This window comes from Paraciimarium castrense LEGE 11436 (genome assembly GCF_056633055.1).
The window spans coordinates 231,102-252,112 of record NZ_JBSJOW010000001.1; the positions used below are offsets into that span (position 1 = coordinate 231,102).

The following is a 21,011-nucleotide window of genomic DNA, read 5'->3' on the forward strand; positions in this document are numbered from 1 at the left end:
GGCCTGATCATTTCTGCAGAGACTGTTAAGACTCAGGCAGGCAGGCCTCAGCCCCTGGGCGGCAGGAACCCCAGGCAGCGCTCCACCCGCTGCAGGGTGCAATCGGCCACGGCGTCGGCCCGGGCGCGGCCATCGGCGAGCACCTGCTCCAGGGCCGTGGGGTCGGCCCGCCACTGACGGTACCGCTCCTGCACCGGGCTGAGCGCCCCGATCAGGGCCTCGGTGAGCAGGGGCTTGAAGCGCCCCCAGCCCATCTCGGCGCACTCCAGGGCGGCGGCGGCGCGGCTCTGGTCGCTGAGCAGGGCGTAGAGCCCCAGCAGGTTGTCGGCTTCGGGGCGCTCCGGGTTGCCGAATTCCAGACCCAGGGTGGGATCGGTCTTGGCGCGCTTGATCTTGCGGGTGATCAGTTCGGGGGGATCCAGCAGAGCGATCCTGGAGCCCTCGTTGGGATCGCTCTTGCTCATCTTGGTGCGCCCGTCAGTGAGGCTCATCACCCGGGCCCCCTCCCGCAGGATCAGGGGTTCGGGCACCTTCAACACCGGCTGGCGCTCTCCGTCGGGCCCCAGGGGGCCAAAGCGCGCGTTGATGCGCTGCTGGGCTATGTCGCGGGCCAGCTCCAGGTGCTGCTTCTGGTCTTCGCCCACGGGCACCAGATCGGCGTCATAGAGAAGGATGTCGGCCGCCATCAGCACCGGGTAGTCGAGCAGTCCCGCCGACACCTGGTCGCCCTGCTTGACGGCCTTTTCCTTGAACTGGATCATCCGCTCCAGCCAGTTGAGCGGCGTCACGCAGTTGAGCAGCCAGCAGAGGGCGCTGTGGGCGCGCACATGGCTCTGCACGAACACGGTCGAGCGGGCCGGGTCAATGCCGCAGGCCAGGTAGAGGGCGGCGGTGCTCAGGGTGGCCTCCGCCAGGGCGGCGGGATCGTGGGGCACCGTGATCGCGTGCAGGTCCACGACACAGAAGAAGGTGTCGTGGCTCTCCTGCAGGTCGACCCAGTTGCGGATGGCGCCGAGCCAGTTGCCGAGGTGCAGGCCCCCGGTGGGCTGAACGCCGGAGAGCACCCGGGGCCGTGCCATCGCCCTCAGCTCCCCTGGACGCTGGGCTCTTCAGCCTCTGCGGCAGAGCTGGAGGCGTCTGCCGCGGTTGAGGGTTCGGCCGGACTGCTGCTGTCGGTGTCTGCCGTGTCGGCGCTGGCTGCTTCGGTGCTGGCCACGTCGTCGGCTCCGGCACTGACGGGTTCTGGAGCGGGCTCGGCGGCCACTGGGCTGGGTTTGGGCTTACTGGGCCTCGCGAAGGGATCCACGCGGTCCTGCCGCTCGGGCCTGGGCCCGCGTCCCTCGGAGCCTGGGCGACGGCCACCGCGGCCACCCTCGCGGGCGCCGTCCCGCTGGCCTTCCGCAGCGCCGGGCTGGTTGCGCAGCTCGGTCACCAGGGCGTCGAGTTTGCCTTCCTCGAGGAGCTGGGCCACGGTCCGCAGGCAGAAGCCGAGCACGGCCACGCTGGAGCGCAGCCGGAAGGCCTCCTGCACGGCCCGGGCAGCCCGCATCTCGTTGTCGCTCAGGCGGATCCGGAACCCTCCGGGCTCACGGTTGCCGCCGGGTCTCCCCACCTGGGGCTGGCCAGCGCTCGTCTCATCAGCCATGGCGGCCATCGAAGCAGTCAGGCGCAAGTGTGCCGCATCGACGGGCGCAGGGGTTTCAGCCACAGAACCCGGTGCGGCTCGGGGCTGAAGGGCCTCGCCAGCTGCAGCAGCGGCAGCGATCGCGGGGCGCTGCCGTGCATCTGCTGGCGGTAGCGCGCCAGCAGCGCCTGGTAGGTGGCAAGGGTCCAGCCCGGGTTCCTGGTCTGCTGGTGCCAGTAGGTGCGCTGGGCCTGCTGGCAGGCAAGCTGGCCGAACTCCTCCCAGCAGTGCAGCTCCGCCAGCCAGGGAGCCTCCCCGGCGCTCACCCGTTCGCGGTATCGGGTCAGCTCCGGGGCTTCGGCGCTGCAGTCTGGTGGCCACTGCCGCGCCAGCTGGCCCACGGGCAGGGCCCTCAGGCGCAGCCAGCAGCGCTCATGCACCACCACGGGCAGGTCGCCGCTCCAGGCGCCGGCCCCGGCCAGGTCGGCCTGCCAGCCCAGTAGCTGGCGACGCTGGCTCGGCGTGAACGCCTCTGCCCGATCGCCTGTCATGGCCTTGGGTCCGCTGTTTGAGCTGCCCCTGCCACTGGATAGCCCTGCAATTGTCGCCACGCTATTGGTGACGGGGCAGGCGTGCCGGCTTCAGGTGAGCTAAACAGAGGCAGCTCCGCTGGTCACCCGTTGACGTTGCCTCTGCAGTCCGAGCTTCCTCACGCAGCGGCGACGAACCGGGCAGCCCAGACGAGCTGGCTGCCCCCCGACCTGCTGTTCAGGTTGGGCCGTCGCTGGTGGCCGCTGGGCGCCGCCGTCGTGACGGGGGGTGTGGTGCTGGATGGGGTGGCCCACCTCTCCAGCGTTCCTGTGGTTTCGGCCGGCACCGGAGTGGCGGTGCTGGCTGCCGGATGGTGGCTCCTGCGTCGGCCCGCACCCCTGGCCGTGGCCGATCCCGGCGATGTGGCGGGCTGGCTGAAGCGCCTGGACGCCATGCAGGAGCAGTTTCTGCTGCTGGAGGCCCCTGCCTCCAAGCGCCTTCCCCCCAGGGCAGAGGCTCCCAAGCGGCCTGCGCCTCTGGCGTTAGCTGTGGCGAGCCCCGCGCCGTCACCGGAGCCGGCAGCGGATCGGGAGACTGGTGCCGATCCCCGCGCCCAACGACGTGCCCGGGCCCTGGACAGCCAGCGGGCCCTGCTGGAGCGTTCTGGTCTCACCCTCGGGGTGGCTGCCACGCTGGAGTCTCCCCAGGAGTGGCAGCCCCTGCTGGCCCAGGCCCTGCGCGGCTCCGTGCCCCTGACGCTGCAGTGGTCGCGCCCCCTGCCCAGCTGGAGTGACAGCTGGACCTGGCCTGAGCCCTTTGTATCGGCCGACGCCCTTATTTATTGGCTGCGGATGCCCCTGGGAGCCGCAGACCTGCGCTGGATTGAGGCCCTCCCTCCAGGCCTGCCCACCTGGTTGCTGGTGGAGCACGATCACGGCTGCGAGCCCGCCGCCCTGGCCGAGGAGCTGAAGGCCCAGCTGCCGCTGGGGCCAGCCCACAGCCTGCTGTTCTGGTCGCCCCAGGGCATGTCCCTGGAGCAGCTGCTGGCGCCCCTGGCCGTCCAGTTGGGACGACGGGCCGCGGCTCTGCGCCACGACCGCCAGCTGCGGGGGCTGCGCAGCCTGCACGACCGCTGGCAGGGCGAGCTGGAAGCGCTGCGGCGCCAGCGTTTCATCACCTTGCAGCACCGTACCCAGTGGCTGGTGGCCGCAGGCGTGGTGGCGGCACCGCTGCCGTCTCTGGATCTGGTGGTGCTGGCGGTGGCCAACGGCCTGATGCTGCAGGAGATGGCCCGGCTGTGGCAGTGCCCCTGGACTGCGGAGCAGCTGCGCGCGGCCGCGCTTGAGCTCGGCCGCGCCTCCCTGGCCCTGGGGGTGGTGGAGTGGAGCACCCAGATGCTGGCCTCGCTGATCAAGCTGCATGGGGCCACCTGGCTGGTGGGCAGCGCCGTTCAGGCCCTCAGCGCCGCTTACCTCACCCGGGTGGTGGGCCGGGCGATGGCCGACATGCTCGCCCTCTCAGCAGGGGTGAAGGATCCGGACCTGCAGCGCATCAAACGGGAAGCGCCCCTGCTGGTCGCCCGGGCGGCCGAGGCGGAAAAACTCGACTGGAGCGGCTTCCTGCAACAGGGTCAGCAGTGGTGGCGAGCGCAGCAGGCCGGCTCGGCCTCGGCCTGAACCATGTGAAGCCTTTGTTGCGGGCGCAATTAAGTTATACGAAGCATTCCCACGTTTGTTGAGATTCGGGGTTCTCTCAGGGCGTTCTGCGTAGGGTTTTGAAGAGCTTCTTATCAAGAAGCCCGTTCTGTTCCTCCATACCCGACCCTTCCGGGTCTTCCTGCCATGACCACTGCTGTACGCAGCGGCCGCGCAACAAGCTGGGAAAGCTTCTGCCAGTGGATCACCTCCACCAACAACCGCATCTATGTCGGTTGGTTTGGCGTGCTGATGATTCCCTGCCTTCTGGCGGCCACCATCTGCTTCATTGTGGCGTTCATCGCCGCTCCCCCCGTTGACATTGACGGGATCCGTGAGCCCGTAGCCGGCTCCTTCCTGTATGGCAACAACATCATCTCCGGTGCTGTTGTGCCCTCCAGCAATGCCATCGGCCTGCACTTCTATCCCATCTGGGAAGCCGCCAGCCTCGATGAGTGGCTCTACAACGGCGGTCCCTACCAGCTGGTTGTGTTCCACTTCCTGATCGGCATCTCGGCCTACATGGGCCGTCAGTGGGAGCTCAGCTACCGCCTCGGCATGCGGCCCTGGATCTGCGTGGCCTACAGCGCTCCGCTTTCTGCTGCTTTTGCCGTGTTCCTGATCTATCCCTTCGGTCAGGGCTCCTTCTCGGACGCTATGCCCCTCGGCATCAGCGGCACCTTCAACTTCATGCTGGTGTTCCAGGCTGAGCACAACATCCTGATGCACCCCTTCCACATGCTGGGTGTGGCCGGTGTGTTCGGTGGCTCGCTGTTCTCCGCCATGCACGGCTCACTGGTGACCTCCTCGCTGGTGCGTGAAACCACCGAGAGCGAGAGCCAGAACTACGGCTACAAGTTCGGCCAAGAGGAAGAGACCTACAACATCGTGGCTGCCCACGGTTACTTCGGTCGCCTGATCTTCCAGTACGCCAGCTTCAACAACAGCCGCAGCCTGCACTTCTTTCTGGCGGTGTGGCCGGTGGTGGGCATCTGGTTCACCAGCCTCGGGGTGAGCACGATGGCCTTCAACCTGAACGGCTTCAACTTCAACCAGTCGATCCTGGATGCCCAGGGCAAGGTGGTGCCCACCTGGGCCGATGTGATCACCCGCGCCAACCTGGGCATGGAGGTGATGCACGAGCGCAACGCCCACAACTTCCCCCTGGATCTGGCTGCGGTGGAGTCCATCCCCGTGGCCCTCACCGCTCCGGCCATCGGCTGACGCTGCTCAGCCAGCAGCCCGCCTGCGGCGAACGGCTGCTCTCCTCACCCCCGCTGCGGCGGGGGTTTTTGCATGGTCACCCCCTTGTCACCCCCTAGTCACCCCCCAGCTACCCCCCAATCACCCTCCGGCCCACCCAGGACAAGGGGCTTGGTGGCGCGATGTTGCAGAGCATTGCGGCGCGACGGGGCATCTCGGCTCGCCTGAGGGCGTTTCGTAACGTCCCCTACGGAACCTGAAGCAGCTGGATGGGTCCTCGATCGGCAGGCGTCCGCGGCCCCTTGCTCGGCAGGAGCCGCTTCGGGCGCCCCCTCGTGGCTGCCCTGGCTTCCCTGCTGCTGGCCGCCTGCGACGCCCCCAGTCCCGAAGCGCGCCAGGACCCCGCGGACGACCGCCCGGTGGTGCTCACCACCTTCACGGTGCTGGCGGACATGGCTCGGCAGGTGGCTGGTGATCGCCTGCAGGTGGACTCGATCACCAAGCTGGGCTCGGAGATCCATGGCTACGAACCCACCCCCAGTGACGTGGAGCGCGCCAGCCGGGCCGACCTGATCCTGGAGAACGGCCTCAACCTGGAGCTCTGGTCCCGCAGGTTCACGGCGGCGGCCGGCAACGTGCCCGTGGTCACGCTCACCGAGGGGATCACACCGCTGCCCATCGCCGAGGATGCCTACGCCGGCAAGCCCAACCCCCACGCCTGGATGTCGCCCCAGAAGGCCAAGCGCTACATCGACAACATCGTGAGCGCCTTCAGCCGCCTGGACCCCGAGGGCGCCGCCAGCTTCCGGGCCAATGGTGAGGCCTACAAGCAACAGCTGGCCCAGCTGGATCAGGAGTTGCGGGCCTCCCTGGCCACGATTCCGGAATCGCGGCGGGTGCTGGCCACCTGCGAGGGCGCGTTCACCTATCTGGCTCACGACTACGGCCTCACTGAGGCCTATCTCTGGCCGGTGAACGCCGAGAGTCAGGTCACCCCCAAGCGGATGGCCCGCCTGATCGACACCGTCCGCGACCGTCAGGTGCCCGCTGTGTTCTGCGAGAGCACCGTGAGCGACGCCTCCCAGCGGGAGGTGGCCAGGGCCGCCGGTGCCACCTTTGGCGGCACCTTCTATGTGGACTCCCTCTCCACGCCCGATGGGCCGGCTCCCACCCTGCTCGCCATGCAGCGCCACAATGTGGGTCTGATCCAGCGGGGTCTGGGCACCCCTCAGAACAACGGAGTGACCCCATGAGGGCAGCCCGACCACCGCTGGGCGCCGAGCGGCTGCGGATCGAGGCCGACCAGGTCTGCGTTGACTACAACGGCACCATGGCCCTGCACGACGCCAGCCTGCGGCTGGAAGCAGGCTGCATCTGCGGCCTGGTGGGCATGAACGGTGCCGGCAAGACCACCCTGTTCAAGGCCTTGATGGGGTTTCTGAGGCCCTCCAGGGGCTACATCCGCATCAATGGTCTGCCGGTGCACCAGGCCCAGCGCCAGCAGGCGGTGGCCTACGTGCCCCAGAGCGATGGCGTCGACTGTGCCTTCCCCGTGTCTGTGTGGGATGTGGTGATGATGGGCCGTTACGGCTCGATGAACCTGCTGCGGCTGGCCCGTGCTTCGGACCGGGCCGCCGTGCGCCATGCCCTGGAGCGCGTTGAGCTGCTGGAGCTGCGCGATCGGCCGATCGGCTCCCTCTCGGGTGGCCAGCGCAAGCGGGCCTTCCTGGCCCGGGCCATTGCCCAGGACGCCTCGGTGCTGCTGCTGGATGAACCCTTCAATGGCGTGGACGTGCGTACGGAGAAGCTGATGGCCGATCTGTTCATGCAGTTCCGCAAGGAGCAGCGCTCGATCCTGATCTCCACCCACGACCTCAGCCACGTGCGCAACTTCTGCGACCGGGTGGTGCTGATCAACAAGACGGTGCTGGCCTACGGCGAGACCTCCGAAGTGTTCACCCCGGAGAACCTCTCGCTCACCTTCGGGGGCCTGCCGCCCAATCTGCTGATGGGCCCCACCCCCTCCCGCGAGAACGAGCGATGACGGCCTCCCTGGCAACGGGCCTGCCGCTCACCTGGCTGCTCGAGCCGATCAGCCATGGCTTCATGGTGCGGGCCCTGCTGGTGAGTGCCCTGGTGGGGGGTGTGTGTGGCCTGCTGTCGTGTTACATGACGCTCAAGGGCTGGGCACTGATGGGGGATGCCGTGTCCCACGCGGTGATGCCCGGCGTGGTGGTGGCCTACGCCCTGGGTCTGCCGTTCTCGGTGGGGGCCTTCGTGTTCGGGGTGGGCTCGGTGGCCGTGATCGGCTTCGTGAAGCAGAAGTCGCGGGTGAAGGAAGACACGGTGATCGGCCTGGTGTTCACGGGCTTCTTTGCCCTGGGCCTGGTGCTGATCTCGAAGATCCGCAGCAACATCGATCTCACCCATATTCTGTTCGGCAATGTGCTTGGCATCTCTGCCGGCGACATCACCGACACCCTGGTGATCTGCGCCATCGTGCTGGCGGTGTTGCTGGTGCTGCGCCGCGATCTGATGCTGTTCTGCTTCGATCCCACCCACGCCCGCTCGATCGGCATCAACACCGGGCTGCTGCACTACCTGCTGCTCTCGGTGTTGTCCCTGGCGGCGGTGGCGGGCCTGCAGACCGTGGGCATCATCCTGGTGGTGGCGATGCTGGTCACCCCCGGGGCCACGGCCTACCTGCTCACCGACCGCTTTGACCGCATGACCCAGCTGGCGGTGGCCAGCAGCGTGTTCTCCAGCGTGGCAGGGGTCTACTTGAGCTACTGGAGCGACAGCTCCACGGCCGGTTGCATCGTGCTGGTGCAGACGTTCCTGTTCCTGCTGGCCTTCTTGTTTGCCCCGCGGCACGGCATCTTCAGGCAGCACCAGTCCTGAGCCAGCCGGTCACGGCAACCCCCATCGCCCGCGCCAGTGCCACCTCCCCCTGCCGTCCCCCAGCCTCACCCCGCCCGCGGCGATCAGCGCTGGCCCTGGTGGCCCCTGTTGCCGCTCTACCCCTACGGCCGCCGCCGCACCCTGGTGCGGGAGCTGATCCCCGATCAGGTGTGGAGCTTCGAGCAGCTGCAGGGGCTGCTCTACGTGGCCGTGCCGATTCGCATGACGGTGCTGCGGCTGGCCGGCGGCTTGCTGCTCTACGGCGCCCTGCCGCCCACCCGGGAACTGCGCCGGGCCCTGGAGCAGCTGGAGCAGCGCTACGGGCCTGTGCTGAGCATCGTGTTGCCCACCAGTTCAGGGCTGGAGCACAAACTGCCCCTGCCGGCCCTGGCCCGGGCCTTCCCCGCCGCCCAGGTGTGGATCAGCCCGCGCCAGTGGAGCTTCCCGCTGCCGTTGCCCCTGGGCTGGCTGGGCTTCCCCCGGGAGCGCACGCGGGTGCTGCTGGAGCAGGGGGTGCCCTTCCCCCAGGAGCTCGACTGGGTGGCCCTGGGCCCGCTGGACCTGGGGCTGGGCACGTTCATGGAGGTGGCCTGCCTGCACCGCAGCAGCGGCAGCCTGCTGGTGACCGATGCCCTGGTGGCGATCGGCCCCCAGCCCCCGGCCCTGTTCGAGGCCGATCCCACCCCCCTGCTGTTCCATGCCCGCGACCGCGGCGATGAACCCCTGCACGACAGCGCCGAGCGCCGCCAGCGGGGCTGGCAGCGGCTGGTGCTGTTTGCCTCCTACCTCAGGCCCGAGCGGCTCCAGGTGCCTGGCCTGCTGGAGCAGCTGCGCTATTCCATGGCACCGGGGCTGCGGCGGTCCCAGGCCTACTTCGGCCTCTATCCCTTCCAGTGGCTGCCGGGCTGGCAGGAGGAGTTTGCCTCCCTGGTGCCCTCCGGTGGCCTGCAGCTGCAGGTGGCTCCGGTGCTGGAGCGGCTGGTGTTTCCCCGCTGCCGGCCGGCCCTGCTGGCCTGGATCCGCCGGCTGGCCGCCCTGGAGGGGGTGCGCCAGTTGATCCCGGCCCACTACGAGGCGCCGGTGCCCTGCGACGGCGCCGGCCTCGAGGCGCTGGCCACGGCCCTGGAGTCCCGTCCCTGGGCGCCGGCTGAATCCAGCTGGACGTTTCTGGCCAGCGTGGATGCGGCCCTGCTGCGCTGGGGCGTGGTTCCCGAGCAACCGGGCTGCTGAGCACCCCGTGAGCCCTGCAGATCCTTGCTCCAGAAGCGGGAGTCAGTGCTTGGAGGGGGGCTTCACAGCCTCAGTTCGCCGGGGTCGGCGTCGCAGGAGTCGGCATCGCCGCCATCGCTGGAGAGCATGCTGGTGTCCAGCTCCATGCGCTGCTCCATCTGGCGCAGAAAATAGCCGGTCATCATGGCCGAGGCGAGCAAGCCGGCCAGGTTGTCGCGGTTGGTCTGAATCTTCACCTCGAAGTGCTCGCCCGGCAGCATGCCGAGCAGGCCCTGCACGTTGTGGCGAATGATGTCCTGGATGTCGCCGCTGGCCGAGCGGGCCACCCGCTGCAACACATCCGGAGACTGTTCCTGGAGGTACTGGATCAGCGAATTGCCACTGATGGCTTCATTGTCCGTGGTCAGGAACTCCGGGTTGAACATCTTCCGGTGTGCTCCGCATCACCACGGAACCTTAACCCAGTCCTTGTGACAAGCCGAGATCGTCTGCTGTTCGGGAAAACCGAATCGCACCGAAGCGCTGCAGGGGCCAGTAGCGCCACACGGCCGCCCCGACCAGCTGGCTCTCCGGCAGGGGGCCCCAGAGGTGGGAATCGAGGCTGGCGTTGCGGTTGTCCCCCAGCACCAGCAGCTGCTGGGGTGGCACCACGACGGGCCCGAAGCTGTAGTCCATCGGTTCGGCGGCCCAGTCGCTCTGCACGGCCTGGCCGTTGCGCCAGAGCCTGCCCTGCCGCACCTCCACCTGATCCCCAGCCCTGGCCACGACCCGCTTGATCAGGGCGGCCTCGGGGGCATAGCCCGCCGCCACCAGCGCCGCGGGGGGGTGGAACACCACCACCGTGCCCACGGGCAGGGGCCGCTGCAGGCGGGTGCGCACCTTCTCCACCAGCACCCTGTCGCCCAACTCCAGGGTGGGCAGCATCGAACCGGAAGGAATCCAGCGCGGCTCCACCACGGCCCAGCGCAGCAGCAAGGCCACGGCGACCCACAGCAGCAGGGGCAGCAGCTGGCGTCGCAGGCTCTGCAGCGCTGATGCCGGCGCCAGGCTGGCTTCGGGCTCAGATGGGGAGGGGGACAAGCCGGTGGCAAGGATGGTGGCCCCATCCTGCTCCTGAGGGCGTGGACCTGGCTCGCCGCAATCTGGAGGCCTCCGTACGCCTGCTGCAGGCCCTGATGGCGGCCGGGCTGGAGCTGGTGGTGGTCTGCCCCGGCAGCCGCTCCGGTCCCCTCGCGGTGGCTGCGGGTCTGCTGGAGGGTCCGCGCCTGCGGCTGCGCACCGCGCTGGATGAGCGATCGGCGGCCTTTTTTGCCCTGGGCCATGGCCGGGCCTCGGGGCATGCCGCCGCCGTGATCACCACCTCCGGCACGGCGGTGGCCAACCTGCTGCCCGCTTGCGTGGAGGCCGATCTCGGCGCGATCCCGCTGCTGCTGATCAGCGCCGACCGTCCGCAGCGGCTCAAGGGCTGCGGTGCCAACCAGGCCGTCAACCAGGAGCAGTTTCTGCAGGCCAGCGTGCGCCTGCTGCTGCAGGGGCACGCTGAGGGGCTGGCGGCGATGGCCGCCGCGGATCTCGAGCAGCTGGCGGCCCAGGCGATGGCCGCCACGACGGTCTGCCCGGGGAGGCCTCCCGGGCCGGTGCATCTGAACCTGCCGATCGAGGAACCCCTGCACGGGGATGGGCCAGCCCTGGAGAGCGCCAGGGCTTTGGCGGTCCGGCTTGAGGCTGCGGAGCAGGGGCGGGACAGGGCCGGCGGGCCCCAGTCCGCTTTCGGTGGGCCTTGGAGTGAGACCCTGGCCAGGCCCCTGGGCGTTCCGCCGATCGGCAGCGGTGGCCTGGATCCCGATCAGCCCGGTCTGGTGGTGGCCGGGCCCTGGCGGGGACTGCCCCAGCACGGCCCGGCCTACCGCGAGGCCGTGGCGGCCTGGCAGCGGCGCAGCGGCTGGCCCCTGCTGGCCGATGGCCTCAGCGGTCTGCGGGGTTGGCCGGGCCTGGAGCTGGTGACCGTGGCGGATCTGCTGCCGGACCTCGCGCCTGCCGCGCTGTTGGCTCCCCAGGTGCTGCGGCTCGGCCCCCTGCCGGCCAGCCGGCGGCTGCAGCAGCTGCTGCGTCGCTGCGGTGGCCGGCAGTTGCTGATCACGGAAGGCGAGCCGCGCCACCTCGATCCGCTCGGCACGGCCTCGGGCCAGTGGCCGGCAGGGCTGGCCGCCTGGATCGCCCAGCTGCCCCCTGAGGCTTGCTGCGGAGCCCCGGGGTCCGCCAGCTTGGCCCTTGCCCGCCGCTGGAAGGCCCTGGAGCGACAGCTGCAGGCCGGGCTCGACACGGCCCTGGCCCCGCCGGCCTGGGGCGAGCCGGCCCTGGCGCGCCAGCTGAGCCGGCTGTTGCCGCCCTCCCTGCCGCTGGTGATCGCCAACAGCTCCCCCGTGCGCGATTGGGACAGCTTTGCCGCCGCCGCCGCTCCCTTCCGGGAGGTGTATGCCTTCCGCGGCGCCTCCGGCATCGACGGCACCCTGTCGCTGGCCTGCGGCGTGGCGGAGGCCGTTGGCGCGGCGGTGCTGCTCTGCGGCGATCTGGCCCTGCTGCACGACAGCAACGGCTGGCTGTGGCGGCGCCAGCTGGGCGGGCGGCTCACCGTGGTGCTGATCGACAACGGCGGCGGCGGCATCTTCGAGCAGCTGGCGATCCGTCCGCAGCAACCGGCGCCCCTGGATTTCGAGCGGCTGTTCGCCATGCCCCAGGCCGTGGACCCCCTCGCCCTGGCCGCAGCCCACGGCGTGCCCGGCCGGGAGGTGGCCGCCGCCGCCGAACTGCCCCTCGCCCTGAGCTGGGCCCTGGAGCAACCGCTGGCCCTGCTGCGGCTCTGCAGCGACCGCCGCCGCGACGCCGCCGCGCGGCAGGCCCTGCGCAGAATGGCCAGCGTCCCGGCCCCGCCCCCATGACCGCCGTTCCCGTGATCTGGCAAGAGGCTGGTCGCTACCAGGACATCCGCTTTGAGCTCTGCGACGAGGGCATCGCCCGCATCAGCATCGACCGGCCCCACAAGCGCAACGCCTTCCGGCCCCTCACCGTGCAGGAGCTCTGCGATGCCTTTGCCAGGGTGCGCGACAACCCCCGCATCGGCGTGGTGCTGTTCACCGGCGTCGGCCCGGCGGCCGATGGGGGCTGGGCCTTCTGCGCCGGCGGCGACCAGAGCGTGCGCGGTGATGGCGGCTACGTGGATGAGCAGGGCCTGCCCCGGCTCAACGTGCTCGACCTGCAGCGGCTGATCCGCAGCCTGCCGAAGGTGGTGATCGCCCTGGTGGCGGGCTATGCCATCGGCGGCGGCCAGGTGCTGCACCTGCTCTGCGACCTCTCGATCGCCGCCGAGAACGCCCGCTTCGGCCAGACCGGCCCGCGGGTGGGCAGCTTTGACGGCGGTTTCGGGGCCTCCTACCTCGCCCGGGTGGTGGGCCAGCGCAAGGCCCGCGAGATCTGGTTCCTGTGCCGCCAGTACGGCGCCGACCAGGCCCTGGCCATGGGGCTGGTGAATGCGGTGGTGCCGTTGGAGCAGCTGGAGGCCGAGGGCCTGGCCTGGGCCCGGGAGGTGCTGCAGCACAGCCCCACCGCCATCCGCTGCCTCAAGGCCGCCTTCAATGCCGAAACCGACGGCATGGCCGGGCTCCAGGAGCTGGCGGGCCAGGCCACCCACCTCTTCTACCGAACCGCCGAGGCCCAGGAGGGGCGTGATGCCTTCCTGGAGAAGCGCCCGCCGGACTTCTCCGGCTCCGCCTGGCTACCGTGAGCCCAAGCCGCCTGACCAGGCTATTGCGCCATCTGGCCCTGTCTGCCCTGGTCGGGGCTGGGCTGGCCGCCCTGCAGCCGCCAGGGGGCTGGGCTGCTCAGCTGGGCGCCGCGGTGGTGTCCGGGGAGCCGGGCCCGCAACGGGAGCTGGTGCTCGATCGGCGCCAGCGCCATGTGCGGGTGCTGGACGGCGGCCGGGAAGTGCGCCGCTTCCCCGTGGCGGTGGGTCGGCCCGGCTGGGAGACGCCGGTGGGCCGCTTTCAGGTGATCGAACTGGTGAAGGATCCGATCTGGGAGCATCCCGCCACAGGCCAGCGGGTGCCGCCCGGGCCCGCCAATCCCCTGGGCAGCCGTTGGATCGGCTTTCACCGCGACTGCCTGGGCCGCAGCGGCTTCAATGGCCGCGAGTACCTGGTGGTGGAGGGCTGCGTGAGCTCCGGCTTCCACGGCACCCCCAACCGCGACAGTGTCGGCCAGGCCGTCTCCCACGGCTGTGTGCGGCTGCTCGATGAGCATGCCAGGGAGCTCTACGAGCTGGTCAGCCTGGGCACCCCCGTCACCGTGTTGCCCTGACGGCACCCCCCCTAAAGTTGCGCCCTCCCTGGGCCGATCAGCATGCGGGTTCTGTTTGCAGCCGCTGAATGCGCCCCGCTGGTCAAGGTGGGGGGCATGGGGGATGTGGTGGGTTCGCTGCCGCCCGCCCTGGCGGCCCTCGGCCACGACGTGCGCATCATCCTGCCCGGCTATGGCCGGCTCTGGTCGCGTCTGCAGATCCCGGCTGAACCGGTGTGGCGGGGTCACACCATGGGCAACGATTTCGCGGTGTTCGAGGCCCGCCATCCCAGCAACGGCCTGCTGCTCTATCTGGTGGGCCATCCCGTGTTCGACGCCGAGCGCATCTACGGCGGCGAGGATGAGGATTGGCGCTTCACCTTCTTCGCCAGTGCCACGGCGGAATTCTGCTGGCACCACTGGAAGCCCCAGGTGCTGCACTGCCACGACTGGCACACGGGCATGCTGCCGGTGTGGATGCATCAGGACCCGGAAGTCAGCACGGTGTTCACCATCCATAACCTGCGCTATCAGGGCCCCTGGCGCTGGAAGCTGGACGGCATGACCTGGTGCCCCTGGTACATGCAGGGGGACCACACGATGGCGGCGGCGCTGCTCTATGCCGACCGCGTCAATGCCGTCTCACCCACCTACGCCAAGGAGATCCGCACGCCGCAGTACGGCGAGGCCTTGGATGGCCTGCTCAATTTCATCAGCGGCAAGCTGCGCGGCATCCTCAATGGCATCGACACCGAGGACTGGAACCCCGCCACCGATCCCACCCTGCCGGCCCGCTTCAGTGCCGCCGACCTGACCCCCCGGGCCGAGAACAAACAGGCCCTGCAGAAGCACTTCGGCCTGACGCCGAGTCCGCGCTCCTACCTGATGGGAGTTGTGACCCGGCTGGTGGATCAGAAGGGGGTGGATCTGCTGCTGCAGGTGGCTGATCGGGTGCTCGCCTACACCGACAGCCAGATCGTGGTGCTCGGCACGGGCGATCGAAACATCGAATCGGGCCTGTGGCAGATGGCGGCCCGCCATCCCGGCCGTTTCTCGGTGTTTCTCACCTACGACGACGCTCTGTCGCGGTTGATCTACGCCGGCAGTGATGCCTTCCTGATGCCCAGCCGCTTCGAGCCCTGCGGCATCAGCCAGATGCTGGCGATGCGCTACGGCTCGGTGCCCGTGGTGCGCATGGTGGGGGGTCTGGTGGACACCGTGCCCCCCAATGACCCCCTGGCCGGTACGGGCACGGGCTATGGCTTCGATCGCTTCGAGCCGATCGACTTCTATACCGCGATCGTGCGCTCCTGGGAGGCCTACCGCCACCAGCAGAGCTGGCAGGAGCTGCAGCGGCGCGGCATGGGCATGGACCTCAGCTGGGCCCGCTCCGCCCTCGCCTACGACGCCATGTATCGGGATGTCTGTGGCATCAAGGAGCCCACCCCGGAGGCCGCCGAGGTGGAGCGCTTTTCCCAGGGTCAGGATGCCGACCCCAGCCGCAAGGGACTGGCGGCCCTGCTGCGCCGCCGCTGAGTGAGATCCGCGTCCTTAGGGGGCAGTGGCTGTGGCCGGGTCCAGTCCTGACAGCGACGGCCCTGGGCGCGCTGATGCCGCGTCGGCCCTGCCGGCTCCGTACGTAGACCCCTGGCGGCTGCTGCGCCGCGATCTGCGGGCGGTGGCGGCCAGCACGCGCCTGCGGCTGCGGCAACTGGCGCGGCTGAATCGTCAGGGCGATCTGCCGTGTCCGTCCTTCTGGCCCGGCTCCTGGGCCGCCTGGTTCTGGCCCCTGATGCTGGCGGCGGCCCTGGGCGCCCTGCTCGGCCTGGCGGCCCTGCTGCTGCCGGCGCTGCCCTGGTCGCGAAGTCCCGCAGCCGCGCCGGTCCAGTCCCCCACCTCGGTGAATGGCGGTGCGACAGCTGGGGATGGCTCCGCCGAAGCTGGGGATGGCTCTGCCGCTGAGTCCCCGGCTGGCTCCTTGCCGCCCGGCCTGGCGGCCGCGGGCAGCGAGCCTGGGCCGGGTGCGTCGCAGTCCAAGCCGCAGACCCCTCCCTTTCCCCCCTCGGCGCTGCCATCGCCTTTGGTGCCAGCGCCGGAAGGCCTCGCTCAGCCCTCCGTGCCTTCCGCCTCCGACAGCCTGCCGTCCCCCACCGAGAGTGCGGCGCCCTCCGCCGAGGACCCCCTGCTGGAGGCCTTCCAGGAGTCGACCCCCGAGGGGGATCTGGTGCTCCAGGTGGAGCCGGCGCCGGCGGCCCGTCTGCCCCAGCTCCAGCTTCAGCTGGACCGTGGCTGGGCGGCCCTGCCACAGGCGCAGCAGCAGCGGCTGGCTGATCGTTGGCAGCAGCACAGCCGGGAGCTGGACTACGACGCCCTGGAGTTGCGGGATCCGGAGGGCCGGCTGCTGGCCCGATCGGCCCGGGTGGGTTCAGGCATGATCCTGCTTTCCCCGCCCTGACCTGCGCCATGCCCCTGCGTCTCGCTGAGCTGGATGCGATCTGGGCAGAGCCCCGAGCTGCGGCCAGCGTCGTGAGCACCGACAGCCGCCGGCTCGAACCAGGCGGTCTGTTCCTGGCTCTGGTGGGCGAGCGCCACGATGGCCATGCCTTCGTTCAGCAGGCCATCGAGGCCGGCAGCCGGGCTGTCGTGGTGCAGGGCGACCGCCTCAGCTCTGAAGCACTCGCTGCCCTGGAGCAGGCCGCCGCTGAGCGCCGCTGCCAACTCTGGGTGGTGCCCGACAGCCTGGCGGCCTACCAGCAGCTGGCCCAGCACTGGCGCCGGAGGCTGCAGGCTCCGGTGGTGGCCGTGACCGGCTCCGCCGGCAAGACCGGCACCCGCGAGCTGATCCGGGCGGCGCTCGCCCCCCTGGGGCCGGTTCTGGCCTCCAGCGGCAACAACAACAACGACATCGGCGTTCCGCTCACCCTGCTGCAGGCCACCTCCGAGCACCGGGCGGTGGTGGTGGAGATGGGCATGCGCGGACTGGGGGAGATCGACCGGCTCAGCCGCTGCGCCGAGCCCGATGTGGCGGTGATCACCAACATCGGCACGGCCCACATCGGCCGGCTGGGCAGCCGCGAGGCCATCGGCCAGGCCAAGTGTGAGATCAGCTCCGGCCTGGGCCCCGGCGGCCTGATGGTGATTCCGGCCGGTGACCCTCTGCTGGATGCGGCCCTGGCCAGCAGCTGGTCGGGGCGGGTGGTGCGGGTCGCCCTGGCCGGAGAGGGCTTCGAGGCCGAGGCCCACTGGGTGGGCGAGCTGGATGAGGCGCAGGGGCTGCTGCGGCTCGATGGCCATCGGTTGACCCTGCCCCTCGAGGGCCGCCACCAGGCCCGCAACCTGATGCTGGCCCTGGCCGTGGCCCGCGAGCTGGGGGTGGGCCTCGATCGCCTCGAGCAGCTGAAGGTGGAACTGCCGGGTGGCCGCAGCAGGCGGCTGGAACGCGGCGGCGTGGTGCTTCTTGATGAGACCTACAACGCCTCGCCCGAGGCCGTGATCGCCTCCCTGGAGCTGCTCGCCCGCCACGGCACGGGCCGCCGCTTCGCGGTGCTGGGCACCATGCTGGAGCTCGGCGAGCAGAGCCTCAGCCTGCACCGCCAGGTGGCCCAGCGGGCGTTGGCCCTGGGGTTGGAGGGACTGCTGATTGTGGATGGCGGCCAGGAGGGGGCTGCAATGGAGGCGGCTGCCCATGGCCTGGGCCGGCTGGCCAGGGTGAGCAGCCCGGAGGCGGCCGCCGCCGAGCTGAGCGGCTGGCTGGCTCCTGGCGACACCGTGCTGTTCAAGGCCAGCCGCGGGGTGGCCCTGGAGCGGGCGTTCCCCCTGCTGCTGGAGCCGGAGAGCAGCTGAGCCTTCGCCGCCTGAGCCTTCGCCTTCAGCCCTGGGGGCCAGCCCAGTTCTCCTTCACCAGCTGGCGGGCGCGACCCAGCGCCAGGGCGCCGGAGGGCACGTTGCGGGTGAGGGTGGAGCCGGCGCCCACGGTCACGTTCTCGCCCAGCTGGATCGGCGCCACCAGCACCGAGTTGGCGCCGGTCTTGCTGCCCGCCCCGATCACGGTGCGGTGCTTGCGCACGCCGTCGTAGTTGGCGGTGATCGTGCCGGCCCCCACATTCACCCCGGCACCCAGGTCGGCGTCGCCGATGTAGCTGAGGTGGTTCACCTTCACGTGGCAGGCCAGGCTGCTGTTCTTGACCTCCACGAAGTTGCCCAGGTGGCAGTGCTCCCCGAGGTTCGAGCCCGGCCGCACCTGGGCGTAGGGGCCGATCGAGCAGCCGGCCCCCACCACCGCGTCGCGCACCACGCTGTAGAGCACCTCCACCCCAGCCCCGAGGCGGGCGTTCTCCAGCAGGCAGCCTGGGCCGATCCGGCAGCCCGAGCCAACTTCGGTGTGGCCGCGGAAATGGCACTGGGGCTCCACCACCACATCCCGCCCGAAGCGGCTGCCCTCGCTGAGGGTGCAGCTGGAAGGATCCACGAAGCTCACCCCCTCCGCCATCCAGTGGCGCCGCAGCCGCTCCTGCAGCACCGCCTCGCACTGGGCCAGCTGGATCCGGTCGTTGATGCCGTTGATCTCGGCCGCGTCGGCCACCTCCAGGTGCGTGGCCGACTCCAGCATCGCCACGGTGTCGGTGAGGTAGAGCTCGCCCTGGTCGTTGTCGCTGCTGAGCCTGGGCAGCACCGCCGCCAGCTGGGCCCAGTTGAAGCAGTAGATGCCGGCGTTGATCAGGGGATTGAGGCGCTGCTCGGGGCTGCAGTCGCGATGCTCGACGATGGCGCTCACCCGCCCGGAGGCATCGGCCATCACCCGGCCGTAGCCACTGGGGTCGTCCAGCCGGGCCGTGAGCAGGGTCACGCCGGCGCCCCTGCTGCGGTGCTGCTCCAGCAGCGCCTCCAGGGTCTCCGGCCGCAGCAGGGGCACATCCCCGTTCAGCACCAGCAGGTCGCCGCTGAACCCCTGCAGGGGCTCCAGCAGTTGCTGCACCGCATGGCCGGTGCCGTTCTGGGGCTGCTGCAGCACGAACTCGAGGCCTTCCAGCGCCGCCAGGGAGGCCTCCACCCGTTCCGCCTGGTGACCCACGATCAGCAGCTGTCTCTCGGGGCCCAGGTGCCGGCAGCTGCCCAGCACCCGCTCCACCAGCGTGGCCCCGGCCAGCGGCTGCAGCACCTTGGGCAGCTCGCTCTTCATCCGTGTGCCCTTCCCAGCGGCCAGCACGGCAACGGCGAGCATGGGCGTAAGCAACGGCTGGCGGGAATCTACGTGGGCCCAACCACGCCGTTGCGGCGGGGATGGTCCAGGCCCCAGCGGCGCCGCCAGGCCCCCGTGCTGCTGCGGCCTGTCCGGGCCTGGGCCTGGAGCCGGCTGGCCTGGATCTCTGTGGCGCCGGCCCGAGCGGAGGGGTCGCGGTAGGGCTCACCTGCCCTGGTGAGCAGGTGCTCTTCCTCCATGGCGCTGAGGGGGCGAAGCAGGGTGCTCGGGGCCAGGGGGCGGGGGCCTGCCACCGTGCCCCCACTCCAGCGGGGCCGCAGGCCTGGAGCCCCTGCGGGGGCCTGGAGTGCAGCGAGCTCAAGGCCGGCGTCCCGCAGACTGCCCCTCGCGGCTGCTGCTGAGCAGTACGTGAGCAGCCTGCCGCCTGGGGCCAGCAGGCGGGCCAGCCGCCCCAGGAAGTCCTGGCTCCAGAGCTGGGGGCAGTGCCGGGGAGAGAAGGGGTCGAGCAGCACCAGATCACAGCGGCCCCGCAGCCAAGGCTCCAGGCCCACCAGCTGCTGGCGGGCATCGCCCCAGAGGATCCGCCCGGGCCAGCCGGCCTCACCCCGCAACACCTGGCCCAGCTGCTGCAGGGTGGAGGGCCGCCACTGGGCACAGAAGCCAGGATCGGCCAGAGCGAGCTGCAGCGGCCGCGGGTCCTGCTCCAGTCCCCACCAGCGCAGCGTCAGGTCCCGCTCCGCCGCGGCTTCCAGCAGAACGGCGCTGTTGTAGCCCAGCCCCACCCCAACATCGAGCACCCGCAGCTCGGCGCCGGCCGCGTAGCGCTGCAGCTCGGCCGGCCCCAGGTAGGTGTGGTCCGCCTCCCAGCGGGCACCAGCCGGGCTGTGGAAGCCCTCACCGAACGCACCGCTGTGCAGGCTGAAGCTGCCGTCGGCCCCGGCCGCTGGCCTAAGCGCTGAGGCGTTGCAGGTCATCCCAGAAGCCGGGGTAGGACACGGCCGCCGCCTCGGGCCGGTGCAGCAGGCTGTCGCCGCTGGCGAGTCGGCTGGCCACCGCCAGGCTCATGGCCACCCGGTGGTCGGTCTCGCTGTCGAGCTCGGCCCCGTGCAGCGGCACACCGCCAATGATCGCCAGGCCGTCGTCAAAGGCCTCGATGCGGGCCCCCATCGCCCCCAGCTGACGGGTCATCACGGCCAGCCGGTCGGTCTCCTTCACCCGCAGCTCGGCGGCATCGCGGATACGGCTGATGCCCTCGGCGCAGCAGGCGGCCACCGCCAGGACCGGAATTTCATCCACCAGCCGCGGCACCAGGTCGCCGCCGATGTCAAAGGCCTGCAGTGGACCATGGCTCACCCGCAGATCCCCCACCGGTTCCCCGGCCACAGTGCGCCGCTGCAGCACCTCCAGCCGGGCCCCCATCTGCTCCAGCACGTCCAGGATGCCGGTGCGGCTGGGGTTGAGGCCCACGTTCTCCACCGTGAGCTCGGCACCGGGGATCACGGCAGCGGCCACCAGCCAGAAGGCCGCCGAGCTGATGTCGCCTGGCACCACCACGTGCTGCCCCGTCAGGCTGGCTCCCGGCCGCACGGTGACGCAGGTGCGCGCCTCCCCGCCCACCTCCAGATCGGCCCCGAAGGCCCGCAGCATGCGCTCGCTGTGGTCGCGGCTCTGGGCCGGTTCGATCACCGTGGTGTCGCCCCTGGCCGTGAGCGCCGCCAGCAGGATGGCGCTCTTCACCTGGGCCGAGGCCACCGGGGTGTGCAGGGTGCTGCCCTGGAGCGAGCGGCCCAGCACGGCCAGGGGCGCGAAGTTGCCGCCGCTGCGGCCATGGATCGAGGCCCCCATCGCGGTCAGGGGGTCGCCCACGCGCCGCATCGGCCTGCCCCGCAGGGAGCCATCGCCGTTGAGCACGAAGTGGCGCCCCTGCCGGCCGGCCAGCAGGCCCAGCATCAGCCGCATGGTGGTGCCGGAGTTGCCGCACTCGAGCACCTCAGCGGGCTCCTGCAGCCCATCGAGCCCCACCCCCTGCACCCGCACCAGCTGGCCCGCGGCGATCGGCGACACCTCCACGCCCATGGCCCGCAGGCACGCCGCCGTGCTGAGCGGGTCTTCGGCCGGCAGCAGGCCCTCGATGCGGGTCTCACCGCCGGCGATGGCGCCGAACAGCAGGGCCCGGTGCGAGATCGACTTGTCCCCCGGCACCCGCACGCTGCCGCGCAGGCGGCCTCCGGCCGGCAGGGGGAGCGGCGTGCTGCTGGAGAGCTGGACCAAGGCGGCGGCTTCGCGTTGCCGTGAT

20 protein-coding genes are annotated in these 21,011 nt (G+C 70.6%); 12 read left to right on the forward strand and 8 right to left on the reverse strand.

Features of this window, described 5'->3' with window-relative positions; genetic code table 11:
* Positions 1 to 47: 47 nt before the first annotated feature.
* Genes trpS through ACWJIO_RS01235 form a run of 3 tightly spaced genes read right to left on the reverse strand, consistent with a single transcriptional unit; the run spans position 48 to position 2,175 of the window.
* The gene (gene trpS / locus ACWJIO_RS01225) at positions 48 to 1,079 is read right to left on the reverse strand and encodes a tryptophan--tRNA ligase (protein ID WP_480310857.1); all 1,032 of its coding nucleotides are present in this window, start codon (positions 1,077 to 1,079) and stop codon (positions 48 to 50) included.
* Positions 1,080 to 1,084: 5 nt separating this feature from the next.
* Positions 1,085 to 1,645, reverse strand: coding sequence for a hypothetical protein (locus ACWJIO_RS01230; protein ID WP_480310859.1), 561 nt, complete (start codon positions 1,643 to 1,645; stop codon positions 1,085 to 1,087).
* A gap of 17 nt (positions 1,646 to 1,662) precedes the next feature.
* On the reverse strand, positions 1,663 to 2,175 hold the full coding sequence (locus ACWJIO_RS01235; protein WP_480310860.1) for a hypothetical protein: 513 nt from the start codon (positions 2,173 to 2,175) through the stop codon (positions 1,663 to 1,665).
* A gap of 222 nt (positions 2,176 to 2,397) precedes the next feature.
* Here ACWJIO_RS01235 and ACWJIO_RS01240 point away from each other — a divergent pair, with 222 nt between their 5' ends.
* From ACWJIO_RS01240 to ACWJIO_RS01265, 6 genes are all read left to right on the forward strand, one after another.
* Complete coding sequence (locus ACWJIO_RS01240; RefSeq protein WP_480310861.1) at positions 2,398 to 3,831, forward strand: YcjF family protein; 1,434 nt, start codon at positions 2,398 to 2,400, stop codon at positions 3,829 to 3,831.
* 165 nt (positions 3,832 to 3,996) lie between these two features.
* Positions 3,997 to 5,073 (forward strand): photosystem II q(b) protein, encoded by a 1,077-nt coding sequence (gene psbA, locus ACWJIO_RS01245; RefSeq protein ID WP_186696524.1) that lies wholly within the window; start codon positions 3,997 to 3,999, stop codon positions 5,071 to 5,073.
* A 281-nt stretch (positions 5,074 to 5,354) separates the two neighbouring features.
* On the forward strand, positions 5,355 to 6,305 hold the full coding sequence (locus tag ACWJIO_RS01250) for a metal ABC transporter substrate-binding protein (RefSeq protein WP_480310862.1): 951 nt from the start codon (positions 5,355 to 5,357) through the stop codon (positions 6,303 to 6,305).
* Positions 6,302 to 7,096 carry a metal ABC transporter ATP-binding protein gene (locus ACWJIO_RS01255; RefSeq protein WP_186696522.1) on the forward strand — a complete coding sequence of 265 codons (795 nt, stop codon included), beginning with the start codon at positions 6,302 to 6,304 and terminating at the stop codon, positions 7,094 to 7,096. The genes ACWJIO_RS01250 and ACWJIO_RS01255 overlap by 4 nt, the downstream gene beginning before the upstream one ends.
* Entirely contained in the window at positions 7,093 to 7,953 is an 861-nt protein-coding gene (locus ACWJIO_RS01260; protein ID WP_480310863.1) for a metal ABC transporter permease, read from the forward strand. The genes ACWJIO_RS01255 and ACWJIO_RS01260 overlap by 4 nt, the downstream gene beginning before the upstream one ends.
* 108 nt (positions 7,954 to 8,061) lie before the next feature.
* Complete coding sequence (locus tag ACWJIO_RS01265) at positions 8,062 to 9,183, forward strand: DUF4336 domain-containing protein (protein WP_480310864.1); 1,122 nt, start codon at positions 8,062 to 8,064, stop codon at positions 9,181 to 9,183.
* A gap of 62 nt (positions 9,184 to 9,245) precedes the next feature.
* Here ACWJIO_RS01265 and ACWJIO_RS01270 read toward each other — a convergent pair whose 3' ends face one another.
* Both ACWJIO_RS01270 and lepB read right to left on the reverse strand, forming a co-directional pair.
* Positions 9,246 to 9,608, reverse strand: coding sequence for a DUF760 domain-containing protein (locus ACWJIO_RS01270; RefSeq protein ID WP_480310865.1), 363 nt, complete (start codon positions 9,606 to 9,608; stop codon positions 9,246 to 9,248).
* Positions 9,609 to 9,639: 31 nt separating this feature from the next.
* The gene (lepB, locus tag ACWJIO_RS01275) at positions 9,640 to 10,263 is read right to left on the reverse strand and encodes a signal peptidase I (protein ID WP_480310866.1); all 624 of its coding nucleotides are present in this window, start codon (positions 10,261 to 10,263) and stop codon (positions 9,640 to 9,642) included.
* 95 nt (positions 10,264 to 10,358) lie between these two features.
* Between lepB and menD the strand changes: the two genes are divergently transcribed.
* The 6 genes from menD to ACWJIO_RS01305 are packed head-to-tail and all read left to right on the forward strand — an operon-like array spanning position 10,359 to position 17,358.
* Positions 10,359 to 12,122 carry a 2-succinyl-5-enolpyruvyl-6-hydroxy-3-cyclohexene-1-carboxylic-acid synthase gene (gene menD, locus ACWJIO_RS01280; RefSeq protein ID WP_480311496.1) on the forward strand — a complete coding sequence of 588 codons (1,764 nt, stop codon included), beginning with the start codon at positions 10,359 to 10,361 and terminating at the stop codon, positions 12,120 to 12,122.
* Positions 12,119 to 12,964: a 1,4-dihydroxy-2-naphthoyl-CoA synthase gene (menB, locus tag ACWJIO_RS01285; RefSeq protein WP_480310867.1), complete on the forward strand. Its 846-nt coding sequence runs from the start codon at positions 12,119 to 12,121 to the stop codon at positions 12,962 to 12,964. The genes menD and menB overlap by 4 nt, the downstream gene beginning before the upstream one ends.
* 23 nt (positions 12,965 to 12,987) lie before the next feature.
* The gene (locus ACWJIO_RS01290; protein WP_480310868.1) at positions 12,988 to 13,536 is read left to right on the forward strand and encodes a L,D-transpeptidase; all 549 of its coding nucleotides are present in this window, start codon (positions 12,988 to 12,990) and stop codon (positions 13,534 to 13,536) included.
* Between the two features lie 42 nt (positions 13,537 to 13,578).
* The gene (gene glgA, locus ACWJIO_RS01295; RefSeq protein ID WP_480310870.1) at positions 13,579 to 15,051 is read left to right on the forward strand and encodes a glycogen synthase GlgA; all 1,473 of its coding nucleotides are present in this window, start codon (positions 13,579 to 13,581) and stop codon (positions 15,049 to 15,051) included.
* 31 nt (positions 15,052 to 15,082) lie between these two features.
* Positions 15,083 to 15,970, forward strand: a complete 888-nt coding sequence (locus tag ACWJIO_RS01300) for a hypothetical protein (protein WP_480310872.1) — start codon at positions 15,083 to 15,085, stop codon at positions 15,968 to 15,970.
* Between the two features lie 8 nt (positions 15,971 to 15,978).
* A complete protein-coding gene (locus ACWJIO_RS01305) occupies positions 15,979 to 17,358 on the forward strand; it encodes a UDP-N-acetylmuramoyl-tripeptide--D-alanyl-D-alanine ligase (RefSeq protein WP_480310874.1) in 1,380 nt (459 codons plus the stop codon).
* Positions 17,359 to 17,383: 25 nt separating this feature from the next.
* Here the strand turns inward: ACWJIO_RS01305 and glmU are convergent, their stop codons facing one another.
* Genes glmU through aroA form a run of 3 tightly spaced genes read right to left on the reverse strand, consistent with a single transcriptional unit; the run spans position 17,384 to position 20,986 of the window.
* Entirely contained in the window at positions 17,384 to 18,736 is a 1,353-nt protein-coding gene (gene glmU / locus ACWJIO_RS01310; RefSeq protein WP_480310876.1) for a bifunctional UDP-N-acetylglucosamine diphosphorylase/glucosamine-1-phosphate N-acetyltransferase GlmU, read from the reverse strand.
* A 26-nt stretch (positions 18,737 to 18,762) separates the two neighbouring features.
* On the reverse strand, positions 18,763 to 19,689 hold the full coding sequence (locus ACWJIO_RS01315; protein ID WP_480310877.1) for an MnmC family methyltransferase: 927 nt from the start codon (positions 19,687 to 19,689) through the stop codon (positions 18,763 to 18,765).
* Positions 19,664 to 20,986, reverse strand: coding sequence for a 3-phosphoshikimate 1-carboxyvinyltransferase (aroA, locus tag ACWJIO_RS01320; RefSeq protein ID WP_480310878.1), 1,323 nt, complete (start codon positions 20,984 to 20,986; stop codon positions 19,664 to 19,666). Before aroA ends, ACWJIO_RS01315 begins: the two co-directional genes overlap by 26 nt.
* Between the last annotated feature and the right edge of the window lie 25 nt (positions 20,987 to 21,011).